At 61.1% G+C, this 15,080-nt stretch carries 19 protein-coding genes and 1 pseudogene; 18 read left to right on the top strand and 2 right to left on the bottom strand.

Annotated features, from left to right (window positions below; translation table 11 throughout):
* The first annotated feature begins 144 nt into the window (after positions 1-144).
* The 9 genes and pseudogenes from R2669_RS24735 (at position 145) to R2669_RS24700 (ending at position 6,671) form a co-directional block, all read left to right on the top strand.
* A complete protein-coding gene (locus R2669_RS24735; RefSeq protein ID WP_316902496.1) occupies positions 145-2,163 on the top strand; it encodes an AIPR family protein in 2,019 nt (672 codons plus the stop codon).
* A 626-nt stretch (positions 2,164-2,789) separates the two neighbouring features.
* Entirely contained in the window at positions 2,790-3,320 is a 531-nt protein-coding gene (locus tag R2669_RS24730) for a hypothetical protein (RefSeq protein WP_316902495.1), read from the top strand.
* A 17-nt stretch (positions 3,321-3,337) separates the two neighbouring features.
* A pseudogene (locus R2669_RS24855) lies at positions 3,338-3,480 on the top strand (SOS response-associated peptidase family protein); the annotation flags it as partial.
* 125 nt (positions 3,481-3,605) lie between these two features.
* Complete coding sequence (locus R2669_RS24725; protein WP_316902493.1) at positions 3,606-4,022, top strand: PAAR domain-containing protein; 417 nt, start codon at positions 3,606-3,608, stop codon at positions 4,020-4,022.
* A gap of 2 nt (positions 4,023-4,024) precedes the next feature.
* A complete protein-coding gene (locus tag R2669_RS24720; protein ID WP_316902491.1) occupies positions 4,025-4,528 on the top strand; it encodes a DUF4123 domain-containing protein in 504 nt (167 codons plus the stop codon).
* A complete protein-coding gene (locus R2669_RS24715; protein ID WP_316902489.1) occupies positions 4,515-4,862 on the top strand; it encodes a hypothetical protein in 348 nt (115 codons plus the stop codon). The genes R2669_RS24720 and R2669_RS24715 overlap by 14 nt, the downstream gene beginning before the upstream one ends.
* Entirely contained in the window at positions 4,862-5,449 is a 588-nt protein-coding gene (locus R2669_RS24710; RefSeq protein WP_316902488.1) for a restriction endonuclease fold toxin 5 domain-containing protein, read from the top strand. Before R2669_RS24715 ends, R2669_RS24710 begins: the two co-directional genes overlap by 1 nt.
* Before the next feature lie 2 nt (positions 5,450-5,451).
* Positions 5,452-6,174 carry an Imm52 family immunity protein gene (locus R2669_RS24705; RefSeq protein WP_316902487.1) on the top strand — a complete coding sequence of 241 codons (723 nt, stop codon included), beginning with the start codon at positions 5,452-5,454 and terminating at the stop codon, positions 6,172-6,174.
* A gap of 2 nt (positions 6,175-6,176) precedes the next feature.
* Positions 6,177-6,671 (top strand): hypothetical protein, encoded by a 495-nt coding sequence (locus R2669_RS24700; RefSeq protein ID WP_316902485.1) that lies wholly within the window; start codon positions 6,177-6,179, stop codon positions 6,669-6,671.
* A gap of 13 nt (positions 6,672-6,684) precedes the next feature.
* Here the strand turns inward: R2669_RS24700 and R2669_RS24695 are convergent, their stop codons facing one another.
* The gene (locus R2669_RS24695; protein WP_316902484.1) at positions 6,685-7,737 is read right to left on the bottom strand and encodes a phage portal protein; all 1,053 of its coding nucleotides are present in this window, start codon (positions 7,735-7,737) and stop codon (positions 6,685-6,687) included.
* The gene (locus R2669_RS24690; protein ID WP_316902483.1) at positions 7,734-9,521 is read right to left on the bottom strand and encodes a terminase ATPase subunit family protein; all 1,788 of its coding nucleotides are present in this window, start codon (positions 9,519-9,521) and stop codon (positions 7,734-7,736) included. Before R2669_RS24690 ends, R2669_RS24695 begins: the two co-directional genes overlap by 4 nt.
* A gap of 103 nt (positions 9,522-9,624) precedes the next feature.
* On the opposite strand from R2669_RS24690, the gene R2669_RS24685 reads away from it, so the two are divergent.
* The 9 genes from R2669_RS24685 (at position 9,625) to R2669_RS24645 (ending at position 15,038) form a co-directional block, all read left to right on the top strand.
* Complete coding sequence (locus tag R2669_RS24685; protein WP_430708847.1) at positions 9,625-10,500, top strand: GPO family capsid scaffolding protein; 876 nt, start codon at positions 9,625-9,627, stop codon at positions 10,498-10,500.
* A gap of 44 nt (positions 10,501-10,544) precedes the next feature.
* Complete coding sequence (locus R2669_RS24680; protein ID WP_316902481.1) at positions 10,545-11,582, top strand: phage major capsid protein, P2 family; 1,038 nt, start codon at positions 10,545-10,547, stop codon at positions 11,580-11,582.
* On the top strand, positions 11,579-12,289 hold the full coding sequence (locus tag R2669_RS24675) for a phage terminase small subunit (RefSeq protein WP_316902480.1): 711 nt from the start codon (positions 11,579-11,581) through the stop codon (positions 12,287-12,289). Before R2669_RS24680 ends, R2669_RS24675 begins: the two co-directional genes overlap by 4 nt.
* A 96-nt stretch (positions 12,290-12,385) precedes the next feature.
* Entirely contained in the window at positions 12,386-12,865 is a 480-nt protein-coding gene (locus R2669_RS24670; RefSeq protein WP_316902479.1) for a head completion/stabilization protein, read from the top strand.
* The gene (locus tag R2669_RS24665; RefSeq protein ID WP_027681354.1) at positions 12,865-13,068 is read left to right on the top strand and encodes a tail protein X; all 204 of its coding nucleotides are present in this window, start codon (positions 12,865-12,867) and stop codon (positions 13,066-13,068) included. Before R2669_RS24670 ends, R2669_RS24665 begins: the two co-directional genes overlap by 1 nt.
* A 14-nt stretch (positions 13,069-13,082) precedes the next feature.
* On the top strand, positions 13,083-13,478 hold the full coding sequence (locus tag R2669_RS24660; protein WP_316902478.1) for a putative holin: 396 nt from the start codon (positions 13,083-13,085) through the stop codon (positions 13,476-13,478).
* A complete protein-coding gene (locus R2669_RS24655) occupies positions 13,475-13,786 on the top strand; it encodes a phage holin family protein (RefSeq protein ID WP_316902476.1) in 312 nt (103 codons plus the stop codon). The genes R2669_RS24660 and R2669_RS24655 overlap by 4 nt, the downstream gene beginning before the upstream one ends.
* Positions 13,783-14,589 (top strand): N-acetylmuramidase domain-containing protein, encoded by an 807-nt coding sequence (locus tag R2669_RS24650; protein ID WP_316902474.1) that lies wholly within the window; start codon positions 13,783-13,785, stop codon positions 14,587-14,589. The genes R2669_RS24655 and R2669_RS24650 overlap by 4 nt, the downstream gene beginning before the upstream one ends.
* Positions 14,586-15,038 carry a hypothetical protein gene (locus R2669_RS24645; protein WP_316902472.1) on the top strand — a complete coding sequence of 151 codons (453 nt, stop codon included), beginning with the start codon at positions 14,586-14,588 and terminating at the stop codon, positions 15,036-15,038. Before R2669_RS24650 ends, R2669_RS24645 begins: the two co-directional genes overlap by 4 nt.
* The last annotated feature ends 42 nt before the right edge of the window (positions 15,039-15,080 follow it).

Raw genomic sequence — 15,080 nt, 5'->3', positions numbered from 1 at the left:
CCCCCCCCCCCCCCCCCCCCCCCCCCCCCCCCCCCCCCCCCCCCCCCCCCCCCCCCCCCCCCCCCCCCCCCCCCCCCCCCCCCCCCCCGCCGATCCAAGCTATCTCACCATTTCAATAGCTCACCAAAATAGCCTATTACGAAAATGGCAAAAAACGACAGCATCCTAATCGATGGAATTATAGACGACCGTCTGTCACGGAAAATTCCGTCTGAGAAGCGAGACGAAGTGTTCGAGTATTTTTCCATCGAGCAAATACTCAAAAATTGGGACCTATCCGCCGATGAATTGAAGAGTGGCTGGGTAGACGGCCGTGGCGATGGCGGGATCGACGCATTTCATATATTTGTCAATGGCCACCTTCTTCAGGAGGTCGAGCAATTTACATGGCCAAAGACAAGCGCGGATTTATTTGTCTCCGTTATATCGTGCAAACATCATGAGACGTTCAAGCTAGCAACGCTAGACTCGATGGCCGCGTCACTATTGGAGATATTTGATTTCTCCATAAAAAACGAAGATCTCAGTCTAAAATACAATTCTGACCTAATAAGCCAAAGGAACAATCTCCGATTTGCATATCAGAAATTAGCCTCGTCTCTTACGAAAATGCAGGTCGACGTTGTCTACGCATCACGCGGAGATACTACGGACATGGGAGAAGAGGTAACTTCACGCGCAGAACAGATAAAAAAGATTATCTCTGAGTCTTTCACAAAATCGGGAGCGTCCTTTAGATTCTTGGGTTCCGCGGAGCTCATAGAGCTTTATCGTAAGCGCCCCAACTACTCGCTTGAACTCAAGTTCATCCAAGAGCTTTCCCGAGGCGAAACTTATGTGGTCCTCGCAAACCTTCGCGATTATTTCCATTTTATTTCTGATGAGGAAGGGTCACTTCGCCGCTATTTATTCGAGTCAAATGTACGGGACTTTGTTGGATTAAATCGCGTCAACGAAGACATAAAAATCACCCTAGATAATGCCGATTCACCGGACTTTTGGTGGCTAAACAACGGCGTCACCATCCTTGCCACGGGCGCAAGTGTAATTGGAGACTCCATTCACATGCAAGATATCCAGATAGTTAATGGTCTTCAGACAACTGAGTCGATTTACCGATATTTCAGGGGTGCGCCGAGACAAATGGAAGACCGAGCGGTCATGGTCAAAGTTATCGTTTCTAAAGAGGATTCCGTTAGAGACTCAATAGTTCGGGCCACGAACAATCAGACTAGCGTGGAACAGATTTCTCTTCACGCGACTGACAGAATTCAGCGAAGCATAGAAGAAATTCTATATCGGCATGGAATTTATTACGATCGACGAAAGAATTTTTACGCAAACCAGGGGCATTCGAGTGGCGACATCGTTTCCCCGCTATACCTTGCTGCCGGATATGTTGCACTCTTATTGAAACTACCATACCAAGCAACCCATTTGCGGCAAAAACACTTACGGCCACAGGAAGCATACGATCTAGTTTTTTCGGAAAAGACACCCCTGGAGGTATATCCAATAATCGTGCGCGTTCTACGCAAAGCAGACGAATTCTTGGAATCGAATAGGCCAGCACGTGGCGGTTCGGCTGAGCGGTTCCTGAAAAACAATCGGTATATCCTGTCCTTATCCGCACTAGCACGACATTTTGGTACATTTTCTTTTAGCGTCAACAATTTTCTTCATTTAGACGTTGATTCTATTAATGAAAACGCATTCAAAGAGATATGGGACATAAGAAATGATTCAATCGCGACAGGTGCCGATTGGACCAATAAGCAGGGCATATCGAAATTTTTCAAAAAAATTGGCGAGCAATTCGGAATCAAAGACGTTCTACGGATTGTCAATGGCGCCGACCCGCTCCGGGCCGTGCAGCGCAAAAATGTTGAGCGGGGCGGCAAACGTATGGATATTGAGTTCGCTCTGAAAGTTAAAGATCTACTTCCCGAACAACCTTGGAAGCCGGGTATGCACAAGGACCTCTGCAGCGCCTTAAACTGCACTCATACCGAACTCTTTAGTGCAGTCGAAATGCTGATCGACGAGGGACTCGTCAATCGACAAACAGATGGCGTCGTCTACGATGCAGATGGAAATGTGCTGATGTTCGACGCGGACCGAGTCGACCCGAACACCCTCGAGTTGAGGGACGCACAACCCTGAAAATCACCCTTTTTCGTCACGGGATGTTATAATTTGTCACGCGTCGCAGATGTGTGGCGCCCCGTCTAAGGGGGCGGGCTAGCTGGTCACAGGATTCGTTCCGCAGCTTTCGCCGCCCCATCTATTTGCAGTCGCTGGTTACGGCCGACATACAGGTTCGTTTCGGGCTGATCCGCCATTTCCACTGCAGCATCTTCTGTCACCAGCGACAATCAACGGCCTTCAGACCCGTTTCATATATCTAGCCGCATAATTCCGCATAGGCCGGCTTGGCTCCCAGCCTTCGTACCGCATCATTCAACCAGCGGGTTCGGGACCTTTATGCACCTGCATAAAAATGGCTCAATGAAGCGAGCGGGTGAGGCGGGGTCCCAACGGCGCGCGCCGGGTCGCCACACCAGCCTGCCGGCTCTTCGCCCTCCCCCGCTCCCCGCCACTGCATGCCCCGTCAGCCCCCGTAAAGCGCGCGCGGCGGCCCGATCACCGACGGGATAACGCCCGGCCGCCAGTGCGCAAAAAAGCGCTTCTGCGCTCTCCCAGGCGCCTCTCCATCCACGTCTGCATTGTCTACGTTGACTCGTAGGATCGTGCCTCGGATACTGTATATCCATACAGTATTTGCAGCCATGGAATCGCCCGCACCCCCGCACATCGTCCACAAATACCGCTACCTAGACGCCAAGACTGGTCGCTGGAAAATGACCCGGCACCACATGAGCGCGGAGGCGGCCGAGCAGTTTTTTGCGCCCAGCGCTTCGACACACTTCAGGGCGGAGAAATGGGAGCCGGTCGAAGCCACACGCGAGGATCGCGGCAGCGGCTATCCAATGCAGGGAAAGGGCATCGCCTGCAATCCGCCAAAAAGCGCCCCGCCCCCTCCGCCCCGATTGAAGGTCGAAGAGATTCGCGCGATATGGGAGCGGAACAAATGCCCAGACGTAAGGCGCTTGATCTGGGAGATCTGGTATCTCCGCAGCACGATCGACTACGCCCGGTACGTGACCGCGTGGTTAGAGAACATCGAGATCGATCCCCCGTTTGACCGCCGGTTCAAAATGCTCCTGGCCATGCTGAACAGCCATCCTTCTGCGGCCGAGCTTGAATGGAGCAGCGCCGAGATCGTTCTCCTAAAGCGACTCACCAAAGCACGCCGCTGATCTATCATGGCCTCGCCCATGATCGCTGCCGGCCCCCATCAAGCCCGAGAACATCGATGCGTGGCTGAATCGCGAACCGCGCGACTTGGATGCCTTGGATGCCATCTTGGATGACAAACTGCAGCCGTGCTACGGCCACCGCAAAGCGACATCCATGTGACGCAGCCCTGCGCCACCCTCAAATCAGATTTCAAATCTTTTCAGCACCGGTGCCCCGCAAAGCTCGCTAGCATGGCGCCGCCCCGCTTGGGGCGTCAGGCAAAGCGCAGTAACTGGAGGAATCCCGTGCCCTCAGGTCAGCAGCCCTTCATCGTCGTGGGCGACAAAACCACCCACGGCGGCACCGTCATCACCGGCGACATGACGTCCACCATGCAAGGCAAGCCCATTGCCCGCTCTGGCGACATGACAGTGTGTCCGAAATGCAAGGGAACCTTCCCAATACTCAAAGGCAACGGCATCGTCGTCGACGCCGGCGGCAACACCTATGCCCGCCACATGGACAAGACTGCATGCGGCGCCAACCTGCTTGCGAGCCAGGCGACTGGCCTCGCAACGGAGATGGTTTCCGGTAGCAGCAGTCCAGCCGGTGCAATGGCAGCGCAGACCGCTGCTATCGCCGCACCGACAACCTCTGGCGTCTGCCTGTCGTGCCTCATCAAAGCCGCTGCGAGCGGTAGCTCGACTGTCGTTCGGAGCTGACCATGGCGCTTGATGTGGCCGAGCGATTGACTGAGCTGCGGGCAGCCTTCCCCGCCCTCCGCCTGTACGCGCTCGTTGATGGCGTCCAGTACGAGAACCATCGCGGCGAACGGTTGGACGACCGACCTGGCTTCGCCTCACTCTTTCGCGGCACGGCGGATGGACCACTGGCCCACGCAGGACCCTGGCTGGTCGACATCGAAGAGGCCGGCGATGCCATTGCAAACGACCTGGCAGGCCTGGAACGCGAAGCCCCATCCGTGACATGGCTGATCACCGAAGCCGACTTGCACGGCCTCGCGCAACTGCTACGGCTCCACCTGGACGTGCGCATACCGGACGGCCGCGTCGCTCTTCTTCGCTTCTGGGATCCGCGCGTGCTCGCCAGCCTGGCCAACGTACTCGACCCGAAGCAGCGCGAGACCTTCTTCGCCCACATCCACGAATGGCATCTACTGCGCGACGGCCACCGCGTTCACATCGGGAGAAAACATGCTGAGGCTTGACGCGCGCCAGTGGCAGGCACTGCAGGCCTGCGAGGCCAACCAGTTCGTCGCTACGGTGTGCGACCAGTTTCTGGCAAAGCGGCCCGAGCTGCTGCAGGCGCCTGGGCGCGAAGTGATTCTCGGGCGTATGCAAGCGGCGCACGACTACGCTGAACGCATCAGCTTCACCTCTACCCCGCATATCGTGTGGCTCATGTACATGACAGCAGACGCACCGACGCTGGTCGTCGATCCCGTTATTGAAGAGTATCTGCGCAAGCCCGGAGCGACGCCTGAGCAGCGGTTAGATGACTTGGATGCAGTGTTGCAAAAGAAACTGGAAGGAGGTCTCTGATGGTCGCGGCCGCACCCGTACTCATTGAGGCGGCGCTGGGCCGCCTCTTGATCGCTCTAGGCGTCACGGTCGCCGGTGGTGCCGCCATTGACCAGGTGCGCAAGCGCAAAGAAGAAGCGGACGGTGCTCGAACTGCGCCCATCGCACAGACAGAGGCACAAACCAAGACAAAAGAGAAATGCAAAGAGTGCCCACCTGACAAGGGAACACTGGTGACACGCAGGTGGAACATGTCTGACGTGTCGCGCGCCTACCAGGCCCGCATCACCGGCTTTGCGCCGTACACTGAGTGGAATTTTGGTGGTGTGGACTTCGACGGCTTCCGCTCGTCGCAATGCCTACTGCAGGAAGCAAAGGGGCTCTACGACCAGTTCTTTGACCCGGAAGACGGCGAACCGAAGTTCTTCTTCCGCGTCAGTGGCGGCGACCGCAAGATCGTTCGGCAAGCTCAGGCGCAAACCGCCATCGTGGTTGCCAACTCGCCGACCCGCTTGAATTGGTATTTCATGCAACCCCTGTCGTATCGCTACTTTACGCGGCGCTTCGCCCGCGAGGGCGTAGTAGCTGCGACTCTCCTTGAGCCGTAACCATGGAAATCACGTCAACGTTCCGTCTCGACCAGCAAGTGCTGCCAACCGAGTCACAGCAACTCCAAGACCTCTGGCGAGTCGCCAAGTTGCTCGTGCCGTTTGGCCTCCCGCTTCACGGTTGGTACCCGCCTGCCGACACCCCGGAACACTCTCTCCTTAACCGGGCGTTCGATGACACGGGGCCAACTCCAGCAGCTCTGTCCATCCTGAAGGCCGAGAATCAGGAAAAGGAGATGCCAGGATGGCGCGAGGCAGCCGTGTGGAATGGCACCGAGGGCACCGGCGGAGCCCTCTTCAAGAGTTCACTCACCACGGCAGCAAAACCGCTCCGTTGTACGTTCGAGCTCAGCGCCAAACGCATAGAGTCCTTCAGCAACAAGGAGCTTGTTCTACCACTTGTCCTGAGCCTCCTTGAAATTTGGCCTGCGATGACGCTTGAGGTCCATCCATACAAGTACAGCGCCATGCAGCAAGTCTTTCCTGATCGACCTGGCGTCGGCTGGATGCTGTACCTCCCGCAAGTTTTGACCCCGCAGAACGTGCCCGAGGCCGGTGCGCTCATCCCGGTGCTTGGTGAGAAAAAGAAGCAGACCGGCACCATCATCGTGAGCGTGGCCGACGAACCGTTCTCATCCGACAACCCCGAGCACGTCAAGATCGCAAACAAAATCGAGGTCCGCCTGGTGGATCAAGATCTGCTTCCTCGCTACGCGGACCTGTGACCATGGGCTTTGAAGTTTTCCTCAACAGCTATGACCGTGGCGAGCCAGCTAAACTAATCCCGATGTCCTTGTTGGAGTCGGCGTTCGGCGCCGCGATCAAGCTTCGGACGGTTAATACAGACGGCTCTCTATTCTGGCGAGTGGAGTACGAAACAGAGCAGCCTCCCGACATGCCGAAAACCGTCGTTATGGACGGGCGTGAATACCCCCTGATCGCACAGGACAGTTCGGACCTGTATATCTCGGTGGACGCGGCAGGTGAGCGGACTGACGGATTCATGGCTGCAGGCCCCGCAGGCAATATTCGGTTCTATGAGTCATTGCTGATGATTCTTCAAGCGACGCACTCCGCGCTCTATTGGCCGGGCGAGAACTCGCTCGTGATTGGCAGAGAGGACACTAAAGAGCATCTGCATGAGAGCATGGTCGAGACGCTCGGCGAACCGTTCTTGATTGCACAGCCAGAACAAATAATCGAGCGGATTCGCCAATCGTAGGCAATTACTCGATTCACGCAGCGGCGGGCTCATCCCCGCCCAGCGTGTAGGGTGCGAACCTCACCACCTCCTCCCCCACCCACTCATTAATCGCCAACAGCCGATCCTGCAGCGGCTTAACCTCATTCCGAGCGAACACCAGCGCCGCCTTCTCCACGTCACCAAAGCCCCCGGTGTTCGACGGAATGATCCCCATGAGCTGAGGTGGCACGCGATGCGCCGCGAGCTGGTCATCGCGCGTCACGCTCTTGATGTTCCAGAACTCGTCCTTCGCCGCCACCTCCGAAACAGGCAGAAGCTGAATCCCGTCCTTCTTCCCCTTCGGCGCATACATGAACACGTTGCGGAAATTGCCCGGCCCCTTCGACGACGCGATCGCGTCGCGCAGCGCCTTCACATCCTCCATCTTTTGCGCCTCGTCGGTCATGTACAGGATGAAGCCCGCGTGTGAGCCGTTCTTGTAATACTTCCGGCGGAACAGCGTGGCCGACTCGTTCAACCAGGTCGCGTTGAGCGACGACAGGTATTCCGGCAACCCATACACCTCCTGGTTGATGTCTGGCTCCTGCAGATGAAACACGGTGCCACGCGCGAACTCATGCGGCTCGCCTGCGCCCTGCACAAAGTAGTACGTCGACAGATCGACACCCCGCCGCATGTACTTCGCCATCGCGGGCGCCAGGCCCATGCTGGAGCCCGCCCAGCTCAACCGGTTCTCCAGATACGCATTGCCAAACACCTGCCAATCGAGCACAAATCGCTCGAATGCCGCGCGCGGGAAAAGCGGATGCGGAATGAACGTGCTCACCAAGATGTTGCGCTTCACATAGATCGCCGAGCTGTGATGCGCAGCAGCTCGGAACGACTTCGCCAACCCATCCCACGGTAGCGGCGGCTCAAACCACTTGCCCATCCGCATGCACTCCAGATAGTCGAGCAGTTCACGCCGGTCGAGCACCTCCATCGGATCGCCAAACGAAAAGACCTCAGGGCGGGCCGCTTGGTCATTGAGGGGCGCGGCGGCCGTCGCGGTGCCAGTGGCGCGCCGATTCTTCTTGCGGCTCATAAGAACTCCATAAAGCTGGTATTGGTCGAGGTCGCGCCTTCGAGTGGTTCGTACGAAAGCGCATGCATGCAGGCCCACGCCAGATCGGCATGGCTGGTTTCCTCCGAGCGCCCCGCCTGGTAGGTGACGCGCGCGCCGGAGGCAGTAACGGTTTTCTTGATCGACATGAACGACGCGGCGAAGTCCGTCCAGCCGGCGTCGAACTCCAGCCGGCCCTTGCTGACGACGTCGTACGCCTTCAGCACCAAGTTCGTCTTCACATCCACGGAATACGAGAAGCCATGGGCATCCGGCCTGGCCTTCGTCACGAGCTGGTAGACGGCATCGCCCACACCCGTCCGGTCGATCCCGATGAAGGCAACGTTGTAGCGGTTGCACACGCGGAGGATGGCGTTCGCCTGCTCCTCAAAATCGATCCCCTTGAACTGGTGTTTCTCCAGCACGCGGAACTTGCCATCGGGCACCGCCGGCGGCGCCAGCACCACAATGGCGGCGCTGTCGCCAGTCGGCCCGCCCCCATTGGGGTCATACCCGAGCCACACCTCGCGCGCGCCAAACGGACGCGGCGCATACGCCCGGAAGTCGGTCCACTCCTCCCAGCTATCCACCATCCCGCGCATCAGCATCGACAGCGGAAACACCGACGCCGTGTCATCCACAAACTGACACATCAGCAGGTTGGCGTAGTCGGGCTCGCTGTACTCCAGGCGCAGTTGGTCCAGGTCGAACAGGTTGCAGCCACCGCGCAGCGCATCCTCCACCGTCACGATCTGCCGCCACTGCCCATCCGCGCAGCGCAAGCCATCGCGCAGCGCCGCATGGCTCACGTCAATCTTGACCTGCCTGTCCTTCGCCTTCCCCCGGTTGAACAGCGCACCCGACCAGAAGGGATACGCGTCATGCGCCAGGCTGGAAGGCGTCGAGAAATACGTCTGCCTCCAATGCTTGTGGATCGCCATCCCAGAGGCGACCTTGCGCAGCTCCTGGAAGCGCGGCACCCAGAAGTATTCATCGAAATACAGGTTGCCGTGATAGCTCTGCGCCGTGCGCGCGTTCGTACCCAGGAAGTACAGCGTCGCGCCGTTCGGCAGCACGATGGGATCGCCCTTCAGCTCAACGCCGGCCGCGTCCTTCGCAAACTGCACCATGTACTGCTTGAACACGTGCGCCTGCGCCTTGCTGGCCGACAGGAAAATCTGATTACGCCCCGTCGTCAGCGCATCAATCAGCGCCTCACGCGCGAAATACCAGGTCGCCCCAATCTGGCGCGATTTCAGGATGTTGCGAATCCGCTCTGCCTTGCCCGCGCGGTGCCACACCTCCTGATACCCAAACAGTGAATCGCGGAATGCCTCCTGCAACTGGGCTTGCTCTTCCGGGCTCATCGCGTTGCGCTCCGCCTTCTTGCGCGGCCCTGCGTTGCGGTTCGCCACCTTCGGGTTGAGGTCCGTCTCGTTGCCGCCATCGCGGTACCGCTCGCGCCGCGCGACGTTGTTGAGCTGGCGGTTCAGCAGATCGATCTCTTTGAAGTCCCGCCCTTCCTTCTGCTCCTTCGTCACCAGGCGCATCAAGCGCTCTTCAATCGTCAGCGCCACACGCTCATCCGGCGTCGTGTCGGCCCACGCATCGCGGCGCTTCCAACTGTGCACCGTCACCGGCTTCACCTTGAGCATTTCCGCGATGCGCGCAACGCGGTAGCCCTGCCAGTAGAGCGAGCGCGCAACGCGGCGCGGGTCCATTTCCGGGTCGATTGAGAGAGAAGCGATAGGCGGCAACGTAGTCATGCCGCAACGCTACCGGCCGCGCGCGCGCGTGCCACGCGCCGCCTGTTGTGGCGCCGGTTCGCACAACACCAACGCGTTGCCCGCGCGATGCACGGCGCTGAAGATGACAGCACCAACGAACCACCGACCACCGACCACCGAGGACAACATGGGCACCAAGGCCAACAAGTTCTTCCGCATCGCCACCGAAGGCGCCACCAGCGACGGCCGCGTCATTGATCGCAACATGCTCGTGCAGATGGCGAAGAACTACGACCCGAAGACGTACTCCGCGCGCATCAACATGGAGCACATCCGCGGCTACTCGCCAGCCGGCCCCTTCAAGGCGTACGGCGATGTCATCGCACTGAAAGCGGAAGAGCAAGACGGCAAGATGGGCCTGTACGCGCAGCTCGACCCCACCGACGAGCTGGTCGCTCTCACCAAGGCACGCCAGAAGATTTTTTCGTCGATGGAAGTGCAGCCAAGCTTCGCCGACACCAAAGAGGCCTACCTGGTCGGCCTCGCTGTCACCGACAACCCCGCAAGCCTGGGCTGCGAAGTCCTGCAGTTCAGCGCCACCGCCAAGGTCAACCCGCTCGCCGCGCGCAAGCAAGACCCTGACAACCTCTTCACTGAAGCCGTGGAAGTCGACCTCGACTTCACCCCCGAGCAGCCCGGCGCCACCGCAGGTTTCGCCGACAGCATCAAGCGCCTGTTCTCGCGCCAGGCCAAAGCCGAGACCGGCAACGACGCCCGCTTCTCCGATGTGCAGGACGCCGTGCAGATCATCGCCACGCAAGTGCAGTCGCTGGGCGACCAGTTCACCGCAGGCCTCAACACGATCAACAACCAGTTGGCCGAGTTCAAGGCCCAAGCCGACGAACGTGACAAGGCCTTCAACACGCTCAAGCACGGGCTGGAAACCACGCCCGCCTTCAGCGCCCGGCCGCCCGCCACCGGCGGCGACGGCACCGCCGACATCAAGACCGACTGCTGACCCGGCCGACGCCGCACAACCCCGACAAACACCCGGAGCACCACATGCGTAACGATACCCGCCGCCTCTACGAAGCCTATGCAGCCGAAGTCGCCAAACTGAACGGCGTTGATCGCGTTGACACCAAGTTCTCTGTCGACCCGACAGTTCAGCAGCGCTTGGAAACGAAGATTCAAGAATCCAGCCAATTCCTGTCCAAGGTGAACATCTACGGCGTTGCCGAACTGGAGGGAGAAAAGGTTGGCCTGGGCGTCTCCGGCCCGGTCGCCAGCACGACCGACACGACCAAGCAGGACCGCCAGACCGTGGATATCTCCACGCTCGATGCACGCCGCTACCGCTGCGAGCAAACCAACTCCGATACGCACATCACGTATCAAAAACTGGACGTCTGGGCGAAATTCAAAGACTTCCAGACGCGCATCCGCGACACCATCATCAAACGCCAGGCGCTGGACCGCATGATGATCGGCTTCAACGGCATCAAGCGGGCCGCCACCTCCAACATCGTTGCGAACCCGTTGCTTCAAGACGTGAACAAAGGCTGGCTGCAGCAAATCCGCGAGCAGGCGCCGCAACGAATCATGGCGCACGACGAGAAGCACGCTGACAAGATCGTGGTCGGCGGCAGCGGCGCCGGATACGAAAACCTGGACGCGCTGGTATTCGATCTGGTCGGCCAGCTTATCGAGCCGTGGTACGCGGAAGACCCGGAGCTGGTCGTCGTCTGCGGCCGGCAACTACTGGCCGACAAGTACTTCCCCATCGTCAATACCAACCATCGCCCGACCGACATGATGGCGGTCGACATGATCATCAGCCAGAAACGCATCGGCAACCTGCCTGCGGTTCGAGTGCCCTACTTCCCGCCCAACGGCCTGCTCGTCACGCGCCTGGACAATCTGTCGATCTACTACCAGGAAGGCAGCCGCCGCCGCACCATCGTCGACAACGCCAAGCGTGACCGCATCGAGAACTATGAGTCGAGCAACGACGCCTATGTCGTCGAAGACCTCGGCTGCCTGGCGATGGCGGAGAACATCTCCGTCGTGGAAGAGAAAACCAAGGCGGAGGAAAAGTGAGCAGCCCCGCCCGCAAGCACTTCCTGCGGGTCTCCGCCGCCCTCGCGGCGCAGGCCGAGCAGGAAGCCAACCCGCTACGCCACGCCAACGGCTACGAGCTCATGCTCGCGCAGCTCGCCGAGCACAAGCGCCAGCTCAAGCAGGTGCAGTCCGTCGAGCGCAAGGCTGACACCAAACGCCGCATGCTCCCCGAGTACGCGGCCTGGGTGGAAGGCGTCCTGCAGGCCGACAGCGGCACGCAAGACGACATCTTCATGACCGTGCTCGTCTGGCGCATCGACGTGGGCGATTTCGCCGGCGCCCTGCCCCTGGCCGACTACGCCATCCGCCACAAGCTGGCGATGCCCGACCAGTACCAGCGCACCACCGCCTGCCTCATCGCAGAAGAGTTCGCCAACATGGTCTTGAAAGACCCCGCCGCCATCAAATCGGCCGACGTTGAGGCCTTGGTGGAAGTGGAAAAGCTCGTGCGCGACCAGGACATGCCCGATGAAGTCCGCGCCAAGCTGCACAAGGCGCTCGGCTACGTCATTGCAGAGATGGCGACCGGACACGACCAGGCCACCGCCAACGCGTGCCGCGAAGAAGCCCTCGCGCACCTGCGCCGCGCGCTGGAGCTGCACGACAAATCCGGCGTGAAAAAAGACATCGAGCGCATCGAGCGCGAGATCAAGAACGCAGCCAAGCCCGGCGACGGGAAGAGCTGACACCGAGCGTGACCCCGCGCATCAGGCGGCACGGGGCAGTCTTCCGGCGTGCCGCGAAGCCTCGCCCCGTCCACCGCCTCCCAGCCCACTGAACCCATGTCCTCCTTCATCGCAGCCGCATCCCTGCCCGCGCAGGCACAACCCGGCGGGGAGCCGATCGGCAACGACGGCTTCTTCCCCGATATCGACGTCGACCAGGCCTACGCCGCCATGCGCCTGGACGGCACCGTCACGCAGCAGCGCATGCGCGCCGCGTTGGTCGAGGCGGTCATTTCCGTCAATGACGAGCTGCAGCCCTGGAAGATCGCGCAGGTCTCCTTTGGTCGCAACACGCTGGCCGAAGTGCCGGCGTCCAAGATCGACGGCCGCAGCGCTCACCTTCACCGCTACGAGCGCGCCGTCCACTGCCTGGCCGCCGCCTGGCTCATCGAGCGCTACCGCACCATCGACGCCACCGCCGCCGGCGACCGCAAGGCCGAAGCGGAAAACCTTGGCGTCGATGATCTGCGCCGTGACGCCCGCTGGGCCATCAGCGACATCCAGGGCGCCGCCCGCACCACCGTCGAGCTCATCTGATGCGCGTACGGGCCATCCAGGGCGACACCGTCGACGCCATCTGCCACCGCGTCTACGGCCGCACGGCAGGCGTCACAGAGGCCGTCCTCGCCGCCAACCCGGGCATTGCCGACCTTGGCCCCGTGCTGCCGCACGGCACCGAGCTGGTCATGCCCGACATCTCCCCGCAGCCGGCCATGCAAATGGTCCAGCTCTGGGACTGACCACAAGGAACCCAATGGCTGAACCCATCTCCACCGGCTCCACCGCCACCCTCGCCGTCACGGGCGTGGGCGCGTTGTCCTTGGTGCCAGGCGTCGACCCCGGCACCGTGCTGGGCGCCTTCGCCGGCGCCGCCGTCTTCGTGCTCAACAGCGGCGAGCTTGGCACCGTCAAAAAGCTCGGCTTCCTGGCCGCGTCCGTCGTCGCAGGGCTGCTGTCCGCGCCGCTCGCTGCCGCGCTCATCGCCAAAGCCCTGCCCACCAACACCGAAGTCAGCCACGCCGTGGGCGCGCTGGTCGCCTCCACCGTCGTGGTCAAGCTGCTCCTGGCCCTCATCCGCCTGGCGGACAACAGCGACTGCCTCTTCGCCTCGCTCAAGGGCGGCGCAGACAAGGGAGGCAAGCAACCATGAAAACGCTCTTCATCGTGCAAGCCGCGTTGTGTGCGCTCATCGCTCTGCGCCTGCTGCTCTTCAAGCGCGACGGCGCTGCGCACCGGCCTTGGGCGTCACGCCTGGCGTACGGCCTGGTCGTGCTCGCCGGCGCCGTCACCATCAGCGTGTTGTTCGGCCGGTATGACTGGGCGCTGGCCGCGCAGAACGGCATCACCGCCGTGCTCTGCATCGCCGTCTACGCCGTGCGCGGCAACGTGGTCGAGCTGTTCCGCATGGGCGGTGCGCGTCAGGGGTGGTTTGTTCGCATCCTGCGGAGGTCCGCATGACCATCCTGCGAGAAGGCATGGTCGGCGCTGCCGTGCTGGAGCTGCAGCGGCTGCTCACCGCCAACGGCTTCACTGCCCCGGACACCGCCGTCTACTGCGCAGACACAGCCGCCGCCGTGCGCGTGGCACAGATCCGCTTCGGCCTGGTCGTCGACGGCATTGCCGGCCCCAAGACCATGGCCGCGCTGCAGTCCGGCGCGCGCAACATCCGCCACCTGACCGCCGCCGACCTGCAGGCCGCTGCTGAAACGCTCGACGTGCCCCTGGCCGCCATCCGCGCCGTCAACGAGGTCGAAAGCCTTGGCAACGGCTTCCTGCCAGACGGCCGGCCCGTCATCCTGTTCGAGCGGCACATCATGCATCGCCAGCTCGCACGCGCCGGCAAAGACGCCGACGCCCTGGCGCGCCAGTTCCCCAACCTGGTCAACCCCAAGCGCGGCGGCTACGTCGGCAACGCCGGCGAGCACATGCGCCTGGCCCGCGCCATCCAGATCGACGAAGACTGTGCCCTCGCCTCGGCCAGTTGGGGCGCCTTCCAGATCATGGGGTTTCACTGGAACCTGCTCGACTACCCCAGCGTGCAGCACTTCGTCGCCTCCATGCGCACCAGCGAAGCCGCACAGCTCGATGCCTTCGTGCGCTTCGTCAAGGCCGACCCTACCCTGCTCAAAGCGCTGCGCGCCCGCAAGTGGCCCACCTTCGCCAAGCTGTACAACGGCCCCGCCTACGAAGCCAACCTCTACGACGTCAAGCTCGCCCGCGCGTTTGACCGCTACCAGGCAGAAGAAGAGGTCGCGGCATGAAGCGCGCCGCCACCCTCCTCGCGCTGCTCGCCATCGCCGCAGGCCTCACCTGGTGGGCCACCGCCAGCTACAACGCCGCAGTCCAGCGCGCCCACCAGGCCGAGACCACCGCAGCCACCCTGCGCAAGCAGCTCGACAACGCCAAGGCCGCCACCGTGACGGTCACGCAGTACGTCGACCGCGAGCGTGTCATCCGCCTCAAGGGCGACACCATCATCAAGGAAGTCCCGCGCTATGTCCCCGTTCAAGCTGACGCTGCCTGCGTTGTCCCTCGCGGCTTTGTGCGCCTGCACGACGCCGCAGCCGCCGGCACCGTGCCAAATCCAGATACCCGAGATGCTGATGCGGCCCCCGCAGACGTTGCGCTCTCTACCGTCGCCAGCACCGTCGCAGCCAACTACACTGGATTTGCCCCCGTATCTCCGGACACCGCCTCACACTTGAGTTGATGATTCTGTCCTGCGCCTGAACTCGCGTGGCGAGCGATATTT

The organism is Ralstonia edaphi, assembly GCF_958350185.1.
GTDB lineage: Bacteria > Pseudomonadota > Gammaproteobacteria > Burkholderiales > Burkholderiaceae > Ralstonia > Ralstonia edaphi.
Note: the sequence above shows the minus strand (reverse complement) of the source record. Positions and strands in the feature narration are given on the sequence as shown.